This window comes from Vogesella fluminis (genome assembly GCF_014652335.1).
Classification (GTDB): Bacteria; Pseudomonadota; Gammaproteobacteria; order Burkholderiales; family Chromobacteriaceae; genus Vogesella; species Vogesella fluminis.
The window spans coordinates 1-18,794 of the sequence record NZ_BMYP01000006.1 but is presented as its reverse complement, the minus strand read 5'-3'; the positions used below and the strand labels follow the sequence as shown (position 1 = coordinate 18,794).

Sequence of the window (18,794 nt, the reverse complement as noted above, 5' to 3'; positions counted from 1 at the left end):
GGTTGGCCGCAAGCGTTTTCCCCTGGCGCGAACGCGCTATTCCCACACCACGCTGCTGACGAACAGGTAGCCGGCACCGTACACGGTCTTGATCAGACGCGGGTTGCAGGAATCGTCCTCCAGCTTGCGCCGCAGCCGCGAGATGCGCACGTCGATGCTGCGGTCGAACGGCGAGATGTCGTGCTGTCCCAGCAGCTGTTCGCGCGGCAGCACGCGGTTGGGCCGCTCCAGGAAGCGCAGCAGCATCAGCCCCTCGCCGGCGCTGAGCGGGCGCTCGCCGCCGTCCGGCGCGTACAGCGACAGCCGCGCCACGTCGAAACGCCAGCCGGAAAAATGCGCCACCCGCTGCCGCGCCGCATCGCCGGTCTCACCCGGCGCCTCGCAGCGGCGCAGGATGCTGCGCACCCGCGCCACCAGCTCGCGCGGCTCGAACGGCTTCATGATGTAGTCGTCGGCGCCGCTTTCCAGCCCCATCACGCGGTCGCCGACATGGCCGCGGCCGGTGAGGATGATCACGCCGCAGCGATGGCGTTCGCGGATCTGCCGCAGCAGCGCCATGCCGTCCATGTCCGGCAGGCCGAGGTCGACGATGCACAGGTCTGGCGCCTGCTGCCGCAGCCGTTGCAGGAAGGCCTGCCCGGTGCGGAACGACTCGTGACGGAACTGGTACTCCGCCAGCACGCCGCTGATTAGCCGCGCCACCGCCAGGTCGTCTTCCACCACGTAGATCAGTTTTTCGGGCGGCACCGCCGCCGTCAGTTCGTTCTGGGACACAGCATCACCTCGTCGAGCATCCGGCCCAGTTGGGCCTCGGTAAAGGGTTTGGCCAGCAGCGGAATGTCGCGGGTGCGGTCATCCTCCGCCTCCGCCGGCGCGGCGTAGCCACTCATCAGCAGGATGCGGATCTCCGGCCGCTGCTGCCGCGCCAGCGCCGCCAGACAGCGGCCGCCGAGCCGGCCCGGCATCACGATGTCGCTCAGCAGCAGGCCGATGTCGGCGATGCTGGCCAGCAGCGTCGCCGCCTCGTCACCGTTTTCCGCCTCCACCACCGGATAGCTGAGCGCGCTCAGCTGCCGCTGCACCACGCGCCGCACCTCCGGATCGTCCTCCACCAGCAGCACCAGCGGCCGCTCGCGGCCGCCGGCCCGGCCGCTGAAATCGAGCCGGCCGTGCGGCTGCGCCGTCGGCGTGGTACGCGGCAGGCGCAGGCTGAATACGCTGCCGCACCCCGGCTGGCTGCTGACGCTGACCTGGCCGCCGGACTGGCGCGCAAAGCCGTACACCATCGCAAGCCCCAGGCCGCTGCCGCTGCCGAACTGCTTGGTGGTGAAGAAGGGCTCGAACACGCGCAGCTGCACCTCCGGCGTCATGCCGCAGCCATTGTCCGTCACGTCGATGCGGATATAGTCGCCGGCGGCCAGCTGCCACTCGGCGGCGGTGCGTGCATCCAGCGTCTCGACGTTGGCCGCAATCTGCAGCCTGCCGCCGTCCGGCATCGCGTCGCGCGCGTTCAGCACCAGGTTGAGGATGGCGCTTTCCAGCTGGTTGGCGTCGGCCATCACGTAGTCGTGCTCCGCCGCCAGCTGGCAATCCGGCACGATGTTTTCCGGCAGCGAGCGCTGCAACAGCTGCATCATGCCGCGGATCAGCCCGCCGATCTGCACCGGCTGCGCCAATAGCGGCTGCTGGCGGGCAAAGCCCAGCAGGCGCCGCACCAGCTCCACGCCGCGTCCGGCGGCGTGCAGCGCCGGGTCGAGATAATCCAGCAGCGCCGGCTGCGGCGGCAGGCGGCGGCGCAATTCGCCGAGATTGCCCAGCACCACGGTCAGCATATTGTTGAAGTCGTGTGCCATGCCGCCGGACAGCTGGCCGATGGCTTCCATCTTCTGCGCCTGCACCAGCGCCGCCCGGGTCTGTTTCTGCTCGGTGATGTCGAAGGACAACACGAAGCAGCCCAGCACCTCGCCGCCGGCAGCGATCTCCGGCACCAGCGTGCTGCGCGCGAAGATGGTGCTGCCGTCGTCCTTTTCCATCGAGTACTCGTAGCTGAGCTGCTTGCCGGTCAGAGCCTCCTCGACGTAGCGCTGCACCGCGGCGTAGAACTTGCTGCCCAGCGCCTGCGAGATGTGGCGTCCGCTCATCTGCGCACTGTCGCGGCCGAACCAGTCGGCGTAGCCCTTGTTGGCGTAGCGGTAGATCTGGCCGTGGTCGAAATAGGCGATCAGCGCCGGGATGGTGTCGGTGATCAGCCGCAGCCGCTGTTCGCTGCGCTGCAAGGCGGCGGCAAGCTGCTCGTTGGCCAGCTGCACGGCATACAGTTGCTGGCGCGCCTGTTGCAGCCCGGCGGCATGCCCCGCCGGATCGGGCGCCGGTGCCTGCCGATGGCGCGCGGCGGCCTGCCCTGCGTCCAGTGCGCTATACAGCGTGATGAAACCACCCTGCGGCAAGGGCGCGCCGCGCACGCGCAGCAGCGAGCCATCCGGGCGCCTGCGTTCGAACTCGTGGCGCTCGAAGCGCTGCGCGCGCACCACCCGCTCCGCCACCTGCAGTTCCGCGTCGCCGGGGCCGTACTCGCCGCGGCAGGCGTTATAACGGATAAAGGCCTCGAACGGCGTGCCCACCGCCGCCAGCTGCGGCGGAAAATCCAGCAGCGTCAGAAAGCGCTGGTTGCAGGCCACCAGCCTCAGCCCGGCATCGAACACGGTGATGCCCTGCTCCAGCAGCTCCAGCCCGGACAGCAGCGTGGCGCCGAGTGCGGTGTCTGGCGACGGGTGTTGCATCATCACGACGCTCCTTGGCCAGAAAACACTGGCATAGCGGGTAAAAGCCCCATTTTAGAGCAGCACCACCACAAAATGCCCTGTGGCAACGATTCGTTACATTTGACACAAAGTTGCGCAAGGTTTTGCCGTAACCATCACCCGGATAACAGTTGACGCCTTCCTGCCCCGGGCCGGGAGGCACGATATAAAGCAGCAACACAGGAGAGCCGGATGTCACAAGCAAGCAAGCCCTACCAGAGCGGTCTTTGCAAGACCGCCGCCAACTTTACCGCGCTGTCGCCGCTGGGTTTCATCGAGCGCACCGCCAGCGTCTACCCGGAGCACATCGCCGTCATCCACGGCAGCCTGCAGCGCAACTGGCGCGACACCTACAGCCGCAGCCGGCGCCTGGCCTCGGCGCTGCAACGCCACGGCGTCACCGCCGGCGACACCGTGGCGGTGATGCTGCCCAACATCCCGGCGATGGTGGAGTGCCACTTCGGCGTGCCGATGTCGGGCGCGGTGCTGAACACCCTCAACACCCGGCTGGACCCGGAGGCGATCGCCTTCATGCTGCAGCACGGCGAGGCGCGGGTGCTGATCACCGACCGCGAGTTCAGCTTCACCATCGCGCCGGCGCTGGCGCTGCTGGCGGCGCCGCCGCTGGTGATCGATGTCGACGACGCGGAATACGACGGCCCCGGCGAACGCCTGGGGCAGATGGAATACGAGGACTTCCTCGCCGGCGGCGACCCGGAATTCGCCTGGCAGCTGCCGGCCGACGAGTGGGACGCCATCGCGCTGAACTACACCTCCGGCACCACCGGCAACCCGAAAGGCGTGGTCTACCACCATCGCGGCGCCTACCTCAACGCCATCAGCAACATCGTCGACTGGGGCATGCCGCACCACGCCATCTACCTGTGGACGCTGCCGATGTTCCACTGCAACGGCTGGTGCTTCCCGTGGACTGTTGCGGCCAACGTCGGCACCAACGTCTGCCTGCGCCGCGTCGACCCGCGCCTGATTTTCGAGCTGATCAAGCAGCACAAGGTCAGCCACTACTGCGGCGCACCCATCGTGCACACCATGCTGATCAACGCGCCGGCGGAGTGCAAACAGGGCATAGCGCATACCGTCAACTGCCTGGTGGCCGGCGCTGCGCCGCCGTCAGCGGTGATCGAGGGCATGGAGAAGCTCGGCTTCAACATCACCCACGTCTACGGCCTCACCGAAACCTACGGCCCGGCCGCAGTCTGCGCCAAGCAGCCGGCGTGGCAAGAGCTGGACCTGTCCAGCCGCACCGAGCGCAACGGCCGCCAGGGCGTGCGCTACACCATGCAGCACGGCATGACGGTGCTGGATCCGGAGACGATGCAGGAAGTGCCGCACGACGGCGAGACCATGGGCGAGATCATGTTCCGCGGCAACCTGGTGATGAAGGGCTACCTGAAGAACGAGGCCGCCACCGCCGAGGCGCTGGCCGGCGACTGGTTCCACAGCGGCGACCTGGCGGTGATCCAGCCCGACGGCTACGTCAAGATCAAGGACCGCTCCAAGGACGTGATCATCTCCGGCGGCGAAAACATTTCGTCGCTGGAAGTGGAAGACGTGCTGTGCCGCTTCCCGGACGTGATCGCGGCAGCGGTGGTGGCGCTGCCGGACCCGAAATGGGGCGAGGTGCCGTGCGCCTTCATCGAGCTGCGCGAGGGCGTCAGCGGCGACGAGACGGCGGTGATCGAACACTGCCGCGCCCACCTCGCCCGCTTCAAGGTACCCAAGCGCATCATCTTCGGCCCGATCGCGCGCACCTCCACCGGCAAGATCCAGAAATTCCTGCTGCGACAGCAGACCAACGCCATCGCCGCCATCGAGTAAGACACAAGCTTGGCCGCAACGCTGCGGCCAACCTTGCCCCGCTTCCCCTTCACCCGGCCCCGGCCGGGATTTTTTTGGCTCCGGCCCGGATGGCAGGCCTGCCTCCGGGCAAGGCCGGCCGCCGCGCCAGAGCCGGCATTGAGCATGACCGTGGCACACCTGCACTGCCGTGCGATAAATCCTGCGCTGGCGTGCTATCTGGCCACCCTGCCGCTTCCTACGATGGTGACAGCCAGAAGGCTTACAACCATAAGGGAGAGACATCGTGGCAAGCATCATCAATGAAAGCGGGGCGCACGGCGACCCGGACTTTACCCGCGGGCCGGTTCCGGCCGAGGCCCGCATGGGGCGGCTGGGCCTGAGCATGGCGTGGTGGTCGGTGTGCAGCGCCATGTTCTGGCTGGTGGTTTCCGCCACCCTGGCGCTGAACTACGGCACGGTGAACACGCTGATCGGCCTGGCGCTGTCGGCAGTGTGCTACAGCGTGATCAATGCGGTGATCAGCCGCTACGCGATTCACAGCGGGCTGTCGGTAGCGCTGTTCTCGCGCACGCTGTTCGGCCAGTCCGGCTCGGCGCTAGCCACGCTGATCTTCTTCGCCACCGCCATCTACTACGCGGTGTTCGAAGGCTCGGTGATCGCGGTGGCGATCCAGGACTATTTCCCCTCGCTCAGCATCGAACAGGCCTACCTGCTGGTGGTGGTATACAGCGTGCCGCTGGTATTCGGCTCGGTGCAGCGCTGGCTGGACAAGCTCAACGGCGTGCTGCTGCCGTTCTACCTGCTGGGGTTGGCCGCAGCGGTGATCCTCACCATCAGCGAATTCGGCTACAGCAACGCCTGGCTGCAGCTGGCACCGGCCGGCGGCGCACCGGCCGACGGCTGGTGGAGCTGCTTCAGCTACTTCATGGGGGTGTGGATCCTGATGATGTACACCTGGGACTACGCCCGCTTCGGCAAGCCGGAAGACAGCGACTACCATGCCCGGCTCAACTTCGGCCTGCCGTTCTATCTGTTCACCTTCCTGATCAACGGCATGGCCGGCATCTTCCTGGCCAGCAGCATCCCCACCACCGGCGGCGTGAGCGAGGTGTCGGTGGTGCTGGCGCTACTCAAGCTGATGGGCTTTGCCGGCCTGGCTTTCGTGTGGGTCAGCCAGACGCGCATCAACACCGCCAACTTCTACCTGGCCACGGTAAACATGCAGAGCTTCTTCGACCGCGCCTTCGGCATCCGCCTGCCCAAGGCAGCCTGGGGCGTGGTGGTGGGCGCCATCGTCTACCTGCTGATGCTGGGCAATGTGTTCAGCGTGATCCTGCAGGCGCTGGCCTACCAGGGCATTTTCGTGGTGGCCTGGGTGGGCATCGCGCTGGCGCACATCCTGCTGGGGCTGGGCGCCAGCGTGGACGACAACACACCGGCCATCCGCCGCGAGGGCATTACCAGCTGGTTCGTGGCCACCGGTGCCGGCATTGCACTGATGGAAGTCAGCGGCACGCTGGCCGGCTTCTCCGCTCCGGCGACCTTCATCGTGTCATTGCTGCTGTACCGCTACCTGCAGCGCGGTGCCCCTGCCGGTGAGACAGCGTTCAACCGGGCACCATAACGTTTCGCTCACTCCTCATTGGCCCCGTCTCGTGCGGGGCATTTTTTTGTCTGCCATGGCTGTGCACCCACAGGCCAAGCATCCTGCACTGTGGTGCAAGAGCCGTGCGCGGCAAGGGCATAAGGTACAGACACAGGCCGGTGCAGCAGCGCCGGACCAGCCCCTTGCGGCCAACCTTGCAGGCCGACGGATAAACGGAGACACACCATGACGCAAGCCCCTCACCACGCCGGCCGGGTAGACCCGATCACGCTGGCCGTGATACGCGGCGCGCTGGAAACCACGCAGCGGGAAATGACGCTGACGCTGGAAAAAACCGGCCGCTCCAGCGTGTTCAACCTGGCGCACGACTACAGCAATGCGCTGTTCGACCACCTGCCGGAGATGATCCTGCAGGGCCAGGACATCCCCATCCACCTGGGTTCGCTGATTCCGGCAATGAAAGCCGTGGCCGGCTATTTTGGCGACGACATCCACGAAGGCGACGTGATCTACCACAACGACCCGGCCTACCAGGGCAGCCACATCCTCGACTGCTGCATGTACAAGCCGGTGTTTTACCGGGGTGAACTGGTGTTCTGGGCGGTGTGCAAGGGCCACCTCACCGACATCGGCGGCCCGGTGCCGGCCGGCTACAACCCGGACGCGAAAGAGATCTACGCCGAGGGCCTGCGCATCCCGCCGGTGAAGCTGTGGGACAAGGGCCGCCGCCGCGACGACGTGGTCAACCTGCTGCTGTGCAATATGCGCGCCCGCCGCGATCAGGAAGGCGACCTCAACGCCCAGTTCGGCGCCTGCCGCGTCGGCGAGCGCAACCTGCTGGCACTGCTGGACAAGTACGGCCTTGCCACCGTGCGCGCCGCCATCGCCGAGCTGAAGGACATGGCCGACCGCCACATGCGTTCGCTGATCCGCTCCATTCCCGATGGCACTTACCACGGCGAGGCGGTGCTGGAAGACGCCGGCCACGGCCTGGGCGCGCTGACCATCCGCGCCACCGCCACGGTGAAGGACGACAGCGTGCACATCCGCGTGGACAGCCCGCCGCAAGTGCCCTACTTCATCAACTCCTACGCCGGCAACTCGATGTCCGGCATCTACCTCGGGCTGATGATGTTCGCGCAGGTGCCGCCGCCGTATAACGAGGGCCTGTACCGCTGCGTAAGCGTGGACCTGGGCGCCAAGGGCACACTGTGCAATGCGGTAGAACCGGCGCCGCACGTGAACTGCACCACCACGCCGATGGAAACGCTGACCGACGCGGTGCGCATGGCGTTCGAGGCCGCCGCGCCGGAGCGTGTCACCGCCTCCTGGGGCCACGCCAGCGGCATCAACATCGCCGGCATCAACCCGGCCACCGGCGAGCAATACGTGACCATGGTGCTGGCCTCCATCATCTCCGGCGCCGGCGCCACCCGCTACATGGACGGCTGGCACGCCTGCGGCCCGCTGTGCTGCTTCGGCGCGCTCAGCTCCGGTGACATCGAGCTGCTGGAATACGCCTACCCCATCATCATCCACCGCTACGGCCTGCTGCAGGACAGCGGCGGCGCCGGGCGCTACCGCGGCGGCAGCGGCACGGTGTGGGAGGTGGAACCGATCGGCCACGAGATGACCATCATCGCCTTCGGCGAAGGCCGCCAGATCGGCACCATGGGTGCCGCCGGCGCGGTGGACGCGCTGCCGGAACGCAAGCTGGGCCGGCTGGAAATCGACAAGCCGGGCGAGCACATCGTGCACCGCCACAACGTGATCACCACCATCCAGCCGGGCGAGCGCGCCCGCAACGTCAACCCGGGCGGCGGCGGCTACGGCCTGCCGTGGCAGCGCCCGGCCGAGGAAGTGCTGCGCGACGTGCGGGGCGGTCTGGTGTCCATCGACGCCGCCGCCACCGAATACGGCGTGATTCTCGATAGCTGCGGCCAACATGTGGATGCCGCAGCCACCGCCGCTGCCCGCCAGCGCATGAACCAACAAGGAGTACAGGCATGAAACAGCGATTCCGACTGGGCGTAGACGCCGGCGGCACCTTCACCGACTTCGTACTGGCAGAAAAAGACGGCCCGCTGCGCCTGTTCAAGAGCCCGTCCACCCCGGACGACGGCACCCGCGCCATTGCCGCCGGCCTGCAGCAGATGGCCGAGGCACTGGACATGTCCGCCAGCCAGATCGTGCAGAACTGCGACCTGTGCATCAACGGCACCACTGTGGCGCTGAACGCGCTGATCGAGCTCAAGGGCGTGAAAGTGGGCCTGCTGTGCACCGCCGGCCACGAAGACAGCATCGAGATCCGCCTCGGCCACAAGGAAGAAGGCTACCGCTACGACGCCAGCTACCCGCCGGCACCGCAGCTGGTGCCGCGCCAGCTGCGCCGCGCGGTGCGTGGCCGCGTGCTGTCCGATGGCAGCGTGCATGAGCCGCTGAACGAAGACGACATCCTGGCCGCCATCGAGGTGTTCCGCGCCGAGCAGGTGCAGAGCGTGGCGATCAGCTTCGTGTGGTCGGTGCGCAACCAGGCGCACGAACGCCGCGCCCGCGAGCTGGTGGAGCAGCACCTGCCCGGCGTGTTCGTGTGCTGCGGCAGCGAGGTCTACCCGCAGGTACGCGAGTACACCCGCACCTCCACCACGGTGGTGAACGCCTACCTCAGCCCGGTGATGGGCCGCTATGTGCAGCGCATCGACCAGTTCTTTGCCGAGCACGGCGCCCGCGCCCCGGTGCGCTACTACCAGAGCAACGGCGGCCTGGCGCTGGGCACGGTAATGCGCGAACGCGCGGTGAACGCCATCAACTCCGGCCCGGCCTCGGCGCCGCAGGCCGGGCTGTACATCGCCAAACCGTTCGGCATCGACAACGTGATCACCGTGGACATGGGCGGCACCTCGTTCGACATCACCCTGGCCAAGGGCGGGCAGACGCAGCTGAACCGCAATTTCGACTTCCTGCGCCACCGCATCGGCGTGCCGATGATCCACGTGGAAACGCTGGGCGCCGGCGGCGGCTCCATCGCCCATATCAACACCTTCGGCATGCTGGAAGTGGGCCCGCACAGTGCCGGCGCCACCCCTGGCCCGGCCTGCTACGGCAAGGGCGGCGAGCAGGCCACCGTGACCGACGGCAACCTGGCGCTGGGCTATCTGCGGCCGAACGCGGTGCTGGGCGGCACCATCCGCCTGGACCAGGACAAGGCGCGCGGCGCGATTGCGGCCAACGTGGCCGAGCCGCTGGGCATCAGCGTGGAAAAAGCCGCATTCGGCATCAACACGCTGGTGAACATGAACATGGCCAACGGCATCCGCCGCATCTCCATCGAGCAGGGCTACGACCCGCGCGACTTCGCGCTGATCTGCGCCGGCGGCGCCACCGGCATGCACATCACCGCGCTGGCCGAGGAGCTGGGCGTGGAAACCGTGCTGGTGCCCAAGTCCGCCTCCTGCCTGTGCGCCTTCGGCCAGGTGATCTCGGACGTGAAGTACAACTTCCTGGCCAGCGCACCGATGCGCCTGCACCGCGAAGCGGACCTGGCCGAGCTGAACCGGCTGTTCGCGGACATGGAACAGCGCGGCCGCCAGCTGCTGCTGGACGACGGCTTCGACGCCGCCGACATCCGCGTGCACCGCAGCGTGGAAATGCGCTACATGGGGCAGATCCACGAATGCACGGTGGACATTGCCGGCGGCGAGCTGACCGCCACCAGCGTGGACGCCATCCTGGCCGCCTTCCATGCCCGCCACGAGGCGCTGTTCACCTACAGTGAGCCCCACAATCCGGTGGAACTGGTCAATCTGGAATGCACCATCACCGGTCTGGTGGACAAGCCGGCCTTGCCCAGCCTGGCGCAGGACGCCGACAGCATCCGCGAGGCGCACGACGGCTTCCGCCCGATGCTGTTCGACGACAGCGGCCGCTGGGTAGAAACCCCGGTGTACCGCGGCGACAAGCTGCTGGCCGGCAGCCGCATCGTCGGCCCCGCCGCCATCGAGGAACCCACCACCACTGTGGTGATTCGCCCCGGCTGGCAGGCGGAATTGCACGCCTCCGGCAGCTATCGCCTGACACGCTGGACGGAATAGGCAATGATGCAATGTCGACTGCGGCCAACGTTGCAGTCGGCCCATGTGATGAGCGCCGGCAGCCTGCCGGCCGCCACACCCGCGCATCCTGTCGCAACGACGACGGGCGGACTCGATCCCGGGGTGGCACCAGAGGAGACGACACATGATGCAGCACTACTCGACTTCCGCCGCCGCGCCGGCGGAGCGCCATCGCCGCTGGCAGGAAATCATCGGCCAGACCTATTTCAACCTGCAGCTGGATTTTCTCGATCCGGCGCGCTTCGAGGGCGACCTCAGCTGCTGGCAGCTGGGGCAGCAGTCGCTGTCGCGGCTCAGCAGCGGCCCGCTCAGCTACCGCCGCGTGCGCGGCGAGATGCACGACACCGCCGAGGAGCAGTTTCTGGTGTCGCTGCCGCGGCAGAGCGCCATCTTTTTCAGCCAGATGGGGCGCGAGGCGCACTGCGGCGCCGGCCATTTCATCCTCGAACGCAGCAACGATCCCTACGAATTCCACCACACCCGCGCCAACAACCTGTGGGTGCTGAAGATCCCCGGCCACCTGCTGCGCGCACGGCTGCGCAATCCGGAACGCTACTGCGCGGTGACCTTTGACGGCAGCCACAGCATCGGCGCGCTGTTTGCCGACTACCTAGGCGCGGTCGGGCGGCGGCTGGAACAGGGCGACGACTGCCTGCACCCGCTCGTCGGCCAGCAACTGCTGGAGCTGTTCGTCGCCGCCACCGAAGGCAATCCGGCGGTGCTCGATTCGCAGTCCTCCTGCGTGCGCGCCGCGCACCTGAGCCGCATCGAGCGCTATGTGCGCGCCAATCTGGCCGACACCCGCCTGGCCCCGGAGCAGATCGCCGCCGCCTGCCGCATCTCGGTGCGTTACCTGCACGACCTGTTCCGCGACACCGGCCAGACCTTCGGCCTGTGGCTGCGCGAACAGCGGCTGGCGGGCGCACGCCAGGCGCTGGGCAGCCCGCAGCCGCAAACGCTGGCGCAGCTGGCCTACCAGTGGGGCTTTACCGACCAGTCGCATTTTTCACGGGTATTCAAGCAGCGCTACGGTTGTACCCCGCGCGAGGAGCGCGAGCGGCTGCAGGCGGCGCGGCAGGGCAAGGCGCACCAGGTCTGCCTCTGAATATCAGCAGCCATTGTTCTTGCACTCGGCGAACGCATTGGCATGGCTCGCCTGGCAACCGCGCACCACCCGGTCAATCCGATGCCGCTGTCGCATTGCCAAGACAAACACGCCCAGCATGGCCAGAGTCAGGCTCGACAGCATGCCTGCATACCCGAAGCGGTCGAGTATCACTCCGGCCAGTGGCAGCATGAGCAGGCGACTGAGGGTGAACAGGCTGGCTTGCGTCCCATAGTCGGCTGCCTGGTATTGCGGCCGGGTGAAACCCATCATCAGCCCGAACGCGAGCGCCGATGTCGCCCCCATGGTGCAAGCCAGCACCATCACCCCGGCGGCGAAGGCGATCTGCCCCGCCTCGATACATGCCAGCAGCGTCAGCCCTCCCAGGGCCAGAATGTTCAGACCCGCGAACAGAGCAAGGGCATGAGCCACGCCGATGGCTTTGATCAACCTTGCCGCCCCGATACTGGCAAGCGCACCGGCTGTACTGCCGAGCACCCCGGCCACCCATGCCACCTGGTTGGCCGCAAATCCGTGGTCCAGCAACAAGGGTTTGAGATAAATCCATGCCGCCCCCACCAGCGGGAAGTAGGACAGCAGCAGTAGGGTCCAGGCATTGGCACCCGGTTGCCTGAAGTATCCCGCCAGCAGGGCTGTTTGACCGGTAATGCCTTGCGTGCTTGCCGCAGAGGGCTCGGTCGCAGGTTCCTTGAACACGACAAGCAGGCCGATCCCGATCAGGACAGGTATCGTCATCGCAACAAAAGGCGCTTGCCACCCCCAGCGCTCGTGCACCAGAAGCATCAGGCCACCGCCGATGATGGCCCCCAGGAAGATCGCCGCCGAGCGGAAACCACCAGCACGCATCCGTTCCGAAGGCGGCAGGACCTTTATGGCAAGTGCGTTCACTGGAATATCGGCCCAGGTAGCCATCAGCCCCGCCCCCAACGCTATGAGAAACAGGCGCCCGCCACCGGCTGCCAGGTCTTGCTGCCCGATGGTGAGCAGAAGCGCCGCATAGGCCAGGCACACCCCTATCGCCCAGATCTTGTAGTGACCGGCCGCCCAACGCATGCGCTCCACGGGTACCGCCAGCATGAACTTGAATACTGCCGGCAGCCCCGCCAACTGGAACAGGCCGATTTCGGTACCCGACCAGCCGTGCTGGCGCAGCACGAGTGGCAGGCCCAGCACCAGATAGGTACTGGGTGCAATCAGGGCCAGATGCAGAAAACCAAACATGGTCTGCCGCGCGCCGTGTTGGGTACCATCATTCATTACGGCCAGCGCCGGACTCCGATCCCCGGCGCTCATCGGCACACCTGCACCTGCACTGGCGCCAACGGGAACAGGTCGCTCTCGAAGGTACCGACATGGTCGAACCCTGCGGCAAGCAGCGCCCCGGCAAGTTCGCCCTGGCGTCCGACATGATGGCCACGCATCAGCAATGGCAGGTAGTACGCCAGTACCGTGGCGGCCTGCGGTGCCAGGGGCGGAATCTCGGCATGGATGCTGATGAGCAGCCCGCCCGGCGCAAGCGCGGCACGAATCTTGCGCAGCGTCTGCGCCAGATCCGGCACGAAGTGCAGAACCGAAGCGCACCAGATGAGGTCGTAACCGTGGCCGATATCATCGCGGGTCAGGTCACCTCCCAGCACCGACAGGCGTGCACCAAGTTGCGCCGCTTCGATGTTCTGCCTTGCCACTGCGGCGGTCGGGGGCAGGTCAAACACGGTGCCATGACTCTCGGGAAGGGCGTGCGCCAGTGCAATGGCGACCATACCGGGACCACAACCGAGATCCAGGAAATGTCGGACGCGCTTTAGTTCCGGCAGGCGATCGACTATCGCCAGCGCGGCCCCGGCCGTAACCGCCGCTTGTTCCTGCACGATTTTCGTCCGGGCGAGCGTGGCCCAGCATTGATCGGTCGGCACCGATGGTGGCGGTTCCTCCTTGTTGGCCCGTAATTGCAAATGGTCCGACAACTGCGCGCCAAACTCGCGTAGCGACCGAAGGCGAAAGGCCCAGGCATCACCGCAGTAGTCGGGAGAGTGCTTGGCGAAATACCGCTTTGCACCGCTGCTGGCGCAGTAGCGTGGCGTCGACGCTGTGCCAGCATGGATCTGGATCAGCTCAAGCAGATCCATGCTCCACAGCAGCTCCAGAATATGTTCCAGCTTGTCCGGGTCGAGACCGAGCCGCGCTGCGATTTCCGGGGCGCCGGATTGCTCGGTCAGTACATCGAACAGGCCGACATTCAGTGCGGTAGCCAGCGCATCGGCCTGCACAGAGGCAAGGGCGAGATCCCAGCAGGGTTGCAGAGGATGGGGATGTTGAAATTGCATGATGGTTCTCACAGGCGATGGGTCAATCGAAGGCCTACTTCGCGCGGCGGGCTGTAGATTGTGGTTGTACCGTTCAGAAAGCCGATGGTGTCGTACTTCCTGTTCCCGGCGTTATGAACATAGGCGGACAACTCGGTGTGTCCGAAGGTGCGGCCTGCCATCAGGTCGATAACACCGTACCCGGCACGGCCGTATTTGTTTGCGGCATCAAGATAAATCTTGCTGGCGCCATTGAGGTGAGCCTGGGCATACCAGCCTTGCGGTGCGTCGTAACGCACGCCGAGGTGCCCGGTGGCGTCCGATGCAAGCGGGTTGTGGTTGCCCTTCCAGTCGTTGGCGCCGTCCCTGAACTCGCGAAAGCGGGTGCGATTCAGTCCAAGGGCAGCCTGAATTTGCCAGCCCGAACCAAGCAGGTACTGCAATTCCGCCTCGACGCCCACCGGACGCGCCGATGCCGCATTGGTGAGGAACATTTGACCGGGCAAGCCGATCTGCTGAACCTGCATGTCCTGCACGTCCATCAGGTAGACCGAAGCGCCGTAGCGAAGCCGCCGGTCCAGAAGCCGCCCCTTGGCGCCGAGTTCAAAGGAGCGCACCCGCTCCGGCTGGTAGCGCCGGTAGGCCTCGGGCGCAAACGCATTGAAACCGCCGGCACGAAAGCCGTCGGCAACGCTGGCATAGACTTGCGCATCCTGCTGCCATTGGTATTGCAGGGCCAGCTTGGGCGAGAAGCGGGTCCACTCGCGCGACTGTTCGCGGCCTCCAGCCAGGGCGAAGCGCACCTCGTCCCGCTCGATGCGACCACCGGCCGTGACCGTCCAGCGATCCGCCAGCGGGATGTTCCAGTGGGTGAAAAATGCCGTCGAGCTGCCTTTCTGCGTGGCGGAGGTCGTTGTCGAACCCAGCGGAATCTTCTGCCCGAAGCTCAGATCGTGATCATCACGGTCTGCGTAGAAGCCCGCCAGCCATTGCGTCTGGCCAAACCTGCCATCCAGGCGGAACTCCTGCGACAGCGTACGAAAGTGGTGATCGCGACTCACATGCAGCACGTCCGCAGGCATGAAATCGATGTCCTGCAGGATGCGGTCGATGAATTCATTGCTGGCCGTGATCGAACGCAGGCGCAGGCCGGGTGCCAAGTCGTGCGATACGTCAAGCGACACGGTGTGCGCGGTCGAGTCATTCCAACTGTCGGTGCCGGAGCGAACCGTGCCGCGCGGCGCCATTACCGCCCCCCACAGCGAGCCGGCATCACGATAATCCCGCCGGGCATAGCGGAGCGTGGCATCGGTTCGCTCATCAGGCGTCCAGCGCAGTGCCAGGCGGCCATTGTGACGTTCGCGGCCATCCTCCTTGCGCCCCTTGAAGGTGTTGTCGATGAAGCCGTCCTGCTCGAAGTACTCGCCGGCCACACCCAGGTAAAGCGAGTCTTTCACCAGCGCGTGGCTCGCATCGAAGCGCAGCACACGCTTGTCGCGACTGCCGGCTTCGGCGGAAACAACGGCATAGGAATCGTTCCCCGGCTTGCGAGTGACGATGCCGACCACACCAGCCTCGGCGTTGCGCCCGTACAGCGTGGACTGCGGCCCGCGCAGCACCTCCACCCGCTCGATGCCCAGTAGGTTGTCGTCGAAGCCCTGTCCTCTCAGAGTCGGCACACCGTCGACCACCAGCGCAACCGAAGACGAAAACCCCATGATGTTGGCCGTCAAACCACGCATCACCGGCGGCTGCAGGCCCGACTGCCCCGACGCCTGAAAGGTGAAGCCGGGTGTCATCCGGGCTACGCCTTCAAGGCTGTCGATTCCGGCAGCTTCCAGATCGTCACCGGCAAACACGGAAACGCCGGCCGCCACCGCCTCGAGTGACTGCGCCTGCTTATTGGCCGTCACGGTCACCGCCGGGAGTTCAATCTCTGCATGTGCCGCTGCGCCGAGGCTTGCCAGCAGAACCGGCAGCCAAAGTCGCTTGCCATGAAAGTTTGTACGGCTTGACTCCATTTTCTTGATTCCAGATAGATAGCTGTTGCTCAATTCGCTTCTCGTCCGACAAAGAAGCCCTCACCGCTTGACAGCCATGTCACCCCTGGGTTGACGACAGATGTCTGATGAATAATGATATTTCACAACAGTAATGACTCTCATTGCTATTCATATCCAAACCAATGTATTCCGTATGCAATCCATTCAATCCGACTGGAGGCACGCGCACGAGGAGGTCATATGCCATACCGGATATCACTCGAAATCCCGAGGCGCCAGGAAACACGACAACAAGGCTGGGTGCGGCAACAGTTGCCGGATGAACTAGGTGAATGCCTGACTGACAGCCTTTGCATCGGCCCGGATATCAGCCTTCTCCAGACACGCTACCGGCCGCAGCAGGACCTTGCGGAGGAAAGCCTCAAACAACTGGAACAGCCGGTTCTCGCCATCACGCTGGGGTTGGCCGGTGAATCGCTGTTCCGGGGGCGCTGCGGTAAGGAACTGCACTTCCGAAGAGGCCACACAACCGTATCGACCTTCCGTTGCATCCAGGGCGAACGCCATTACCGGTACGATTGCGGGGTGAGGCAGTTGCGGCTGCTGATCGGGGCGGAGATGCTGGCCTACTACCTGGGGAGCGAAATGGCCTGCAGACTGCTGTTGGGTGGAAAAGGAGGCGTACAGCAGTTGGCCCATCGTCCGACGACTGGCGCCAGCCTGGCCCACATCAATGCCCTGCCAAGGGAAATGGAGGACGAATCACAGGACAAGTTGCAGACCCACATTCATGTCCTCAGCCTGCTGGCCGAGCAGCTGCGCCACCTGGACCTGCAACTGCCCAAACGCATGCCTCGTCATTGCCAACGGGATATCGATAAGCTTGATGAAGCCAGGGCGATTCTGGAAACACGAATGAACCAGAGTCTGACGGTTCCCGAACTTGCCGCTGCCGTCGGCCTCAATGAAAGCAAACTGCGCGAAGGCTTCCGTCACCGCTTCAACAAAAGCCCCCATCGTCTGCTCCTGGAAATGAGGATGAAGAAGGCTTGGCAACTACTGGAAACCGGCTGCCAGGTGGCCGAGGCGGCGTATCTGGTCGGCTATGAGCATCCCAGCAACTTTAGCGCAGCCTTCTCTCGGTTTTTTGGCTGCGTACCGAAATCCGTGTTCGGGCCGAAGTACTGAGGGTATCCGGGATGAGGCGAATTACAACGGGGTCACATGGGTTGTTCGACGGCATACCGGTAAACAGGACTCGCGGTCTTTCCTGCGGGTCGCCGTAAGAACCTGCTCAAGGTCTTTTTGCAGCTGCGGCCACGCACTGCTGGATGCAGTGCAAGGAACGCGCGACGCCGCAATGCGCCGGCAGCGTATGGCCCCGAAGGGCTGGCCCGGCAATCTCGTGCATCCAGATATTCAGGCCGGAATGCTGCTTGCGGTGACTGCGGCCAACGTTCCAGTCCGCCCACGTGATAAGCGCCGGCAGCCTGCCGGCCGCCGCACCAATGCCGATCAGGCCCAAAGCGGCTCACCTTCGGACGGAGCAGGCCAAATGCCGGCAGAAAGGAAGCAGCCAATCCGCTCGACGACCCACGCCTCCTGCTCCCGGTGCGGCATGTGCCGTGCGGGTGTCAGCAGCGTGCGTACAGGCGGCCCGGTTCCGTATCGACCCAGTGCTCGGTGATTTAAAGTGCGGTGTGCATGGTGTTCACGTCCCCAGAAAATGGCGAAGCAGGCCCGCTGAGGCGATGCCTGTCATCACGGTCGGCAGCACGGAGCAGCGACTGGCTGCGGCCAACATTATGCCCAGCGCCAGCAGATCGGCAGGCCGGTCCGAGACGAAGGCCGGGGCGATGACGGAAATCAGCACGCAACCGGGCACACTATCCATCACGGCCATCATGCGCGGGCTCAGTGTCCGCTTTCTCAGCACCACATAGCCCAGCACCTAGGTCAGGTAGGTGGTGCCGGCCATCAGCACGATGGTCAGCACGATGGTCAGCACGATGGTCAGCAGGGTCAGCGTATCGCTCATGGCTGGCCCTCCCACAAGATGGCGACCAACAGTCCTGCCGACGCGCCGGCGGCGACGTACCAGGCTCCCGGCAGCAGCAGGCAGGTCAGTGCGGCAACGACCAGGCTCACCAGCCGGGGACGGCAGGCGCGCGCCCCACGCCACATGCCGCGCAGCAGCACCAGAAACACGGCGGTAAACGCCATGTCGAAGCCGTACTGTTCGACATCGCCAATCGCCGGACCAAGGGCCGCTCCGAGTGCGGTAAACAGCACCCAGGTAAGGTACAAGGCGGAGGAAACGCCGAGATAGTAAGCCAGGCTGATACGGGATGCCGCACGCTTGCGCGCGTCGGCCAACGCCATCGCCCAGCTCTCGTTGCACATGAAGAACAGCGCCGGCAATGCCTTCCGGGCCGGCAAGTGCTGCAGATAGGGTGCCAGTGCCGCCCCCATCAGGATATGGCGGCAGTTCACCAGGAACGACATCGCCACGATCAGCAGCACGTGCGGCGGCGAGGTCCACAGCCGGATGGCGGCAAACTCGGAACCGCCGCCAAAATTCAGTCCGGTCATCAGCGGGACCTCAAACACGCCCAGCCCCTTCTGCGTGGCTTGCGCCCCCCAGTACCAGCGCAAACGAGACGAAGCCCAGCATGACCGGAATCGCGGCACGCACGCCACGAATGGCTTCGGATTTGGTAGCGGATGCCACATCGGTGGCCTCGGTTGTTGACAGGGTGTTCATGTGATCTCCTTTTTTTATTATTTTCTGCCAATCCCGCTGAAATTGGGTTGCGTAGTTGCTATTATTCGTCTTGAAATTGGCAGCAGAATTAGAAAACAAAACAATCAATGGAACCGGATACCAATGAAACTGGACGCAACAGATCGACGCATCCTTGCCGCGCTGCAGCGTGACGGGCGCTTCTTGCAGAATATCGAGCTAGGGGCTGTTGACGTTTTGAAGCGAGGACGTGAAGGAAGGGGTGCAAACCTGCAAAAT

At 65.2% G+C, this 18,794-nt stretch carries 16 protein-coding genes; 7 read left to right on the top strand and 9 right to left on the bottom strand.

Annotated features, from left to right (window positions below; all coding sequences use genetic code 11):
• Positions 1–36: 36 nt before the first annotated feature.
• The gene (locus tag IE083_RS03215) at positions 37–774 is read right to left on the bottom strand and encodes a response regulator transcription factor (RefSeq protein WP_229799576.1); all 738 of its coding nucleotides are present in this window, start codon (positions 772–774) and stop codon (positions 37–39) included.
• Positions 756–2,783, bottom strand: a complete 2,028-nt coding sequence (locus IE083_RS03210; protein ID WP_189352191.1) for a PAS-domain containing protein — start codon at positions 2,781–2,783, stop codon at positions 756–758. The genes IE083_RS03215 and IE083_RS03210 overlap by 19 nt, the downstream gene beginning before the upstream one ends.
• A gap of 210 nt (positions 2,784–2,993) precedes the next feature.
• Here IE083_RS03210 and IE083_RS03205 point away from each other — a divergent pair, with 210 nt between their 5' ends.
• The 5 genes from IE083_RS03205 (at position 2,994) to IE083_RS03185 (ending at position 11,445) form a co-directional block, all read left to right on the top strand.
• Positions 2,994–4,640, top strand: coding sequence for an acyl-CoA synthetase (locus tag IE083_RS03205; RefSeq protein ID WP_189352190.1), 1,647 nt, complete (start codon positions 2,994–2,996; stop codon positions 4,638–4,640).
• 265 nt (positions 4,641–4,905) lie between these two features.
• A complete protein-coding gene (locus IE083_RS03200) occupies positions 4,906–6,246 on the top strand; it encodes a purine-cytosine permease family protein (protein ID WP_189352189.1) in 1,341 nt (446 codons plus the stop codon).
• 207 nt (positions 6,247–6,453) lie between these two features.
• Complete coding sequence (gene capB, locus IE083_RS03195; protein ID WP_189352188.1) at positions 6,454–8,238, top strand: caprolactamase subunit beta; 1,785 nt, start codon at positions 6,454–6,456, stop codon at positions 8,236–8,238.
• Complete coding sequence (gene capA, locus IE083_RS03190; RefSeq protein WP_189352187.1) at positions 8,235–10,319, top strand: caprolactamase subunit alpha; 2,085 nt, start codon at positions 8,235–8,237, stop codon at positions 10,317–10,319. The genes capB and capA overlap by 4 nt, the downstream gene beginning before the upstream one ends.
• A gap of 145 nt (positions 10,320–10,464) precedes the next feature.
• Complete coding sequence (locus IE083_RS03185) at positions 10,465–11,445, top strand: AraC-like ligand-binding domain-containing protein (protein ID WP_189352186.1); 981 nt, start codon at positions 10,465–10,467, stop codon at positions 11,443–11,445.
• Between the two features lie 3 nt (positions 11,446–11,448).
• Here the strand turns inward: IE083_RS03185 and IE083_RS03180 are convergent, their stop codons facing one another.
• From IE083_RS03180 to IE083_RS03170, 3 genes are read right to left on the bottom strand one after another with little or no spacing between them, the layout of a single operon-like run.
• Positions 11,449–12,723, bottom strand: coding sequence for an MFS transporter (locus tag IE083_RS03180; RefSeq protein ID WP_189352185.1), 1,275 nt, complete (start codon positions 12,721–12,723; stop codon positions 11,449–11,451).
• A 32-nt stretch (positions 12,724–12,755) separates the two neighbouring features.
• Positions 12,756–13,790, bottom strand: a complete 1,035-nt coding sequence (locus IE083_RS03175) for a class I SAM-dependent methyltransferase (protein ID WP_189352184.1) — start codon at positions 13,788–13,790, stop codon at positions 12,756–12,758.
• Positions 13,791–13,798: 8 nt separating this feature from the next.
• The gene (locus IE083_RS03170) at positions 13,799–15,823 is read right to left on the bottom strand and encodes a TonB-dependent receptor (protein WP_229799575.1); all 2,025 of its coding nucleotides are present in this window, start codon (positions 15,821–15,823) and stop codon (positions 13,799–13,801) included.
• A gap of 189 nt (positions 15,824–16,012) precedes the next feature.
• On the opposite strand from IE083_RS03170, the gene IE083_RS03165 reads away from it, so the two are divergent.
• Positions 16,013–16,960: a helix-turn-helix domain-containing protein gene (locus IE083_RS03165; RefSeq protein WP_229799574.1), complete on the top strand. Its 948-nt coding sequence runs from the start codon at positions 16,013–16,015 to the stop codon at positions 16,958–16,960.
• A gap of 106 nt (positions 16,961–17,066) precedes the next feature.
• On the opposite strand, the gene IE083_RS03160 is transcribed toward IE083_RS03165, so the two are convergent.
• The 4 genes from IE083_RS03160 to IE083_RS15985 all read right to left on the bottom strand — a co-directional run bounded on the left by IE083_RS03160 (position 17,067) and on the right by IE083_RS15985 (position 18,536).
• Entirely contained in the window at positions 17,067–17,297 is a 231-nt protein-coding gene (locus tag IE083_RS03160) for a hypothetical protein (protein WP_189352183.1), read from the bottom strand.
• A 186-nt stretch (positions 17,298–17,483) separates the two neighbouring features.
• Positions 17,484–17,711, bottom strand: coding sequence for an AzlD family protein (locus tag IE083_RS15770; protein WP_308426732.1), 228 nt, complete (start codon positions 17,709–17,711; stop codon positions 17,484–17,486).
• A gap of 95 nt (positions 17,712–17,806) precedes the next feature.
• Positions 17,807–18,364: an AzlC family ABC transporter permease gene (locus IE083_RS03150; RefSeq protein ID WP_308426730.1), complete on the bottom strand. Its 558-nt coding sequence runs from the start codon at positions 18,362–18,364 to the stop codon at positions 17,807–17,809.
• Positions 18,365–18,374: 10 nt separating this feature from the next.
• The gene (locus IE083_RS15985; RefSeq protein WP_308426729.1) at positions 18,375–18,536 is read right to left on the bottom strand and encodes a hypothetical protein; all 162 of its coding nucleotides are present in this window, start codon (positions 18,534–18,536) and stop codon (positions 18,375–18,377) included.
• Between IE083_RS15985 and IE083_RS15765 the strand changes: the two genes are divergently transcribed.
• Positions 18,537–18,794 (top strand): AsnC family protein (locus IE083_RS15765; protein WP_229799572.1); only part of this gene is annotated, 258 nt, incomplete at its 3' end.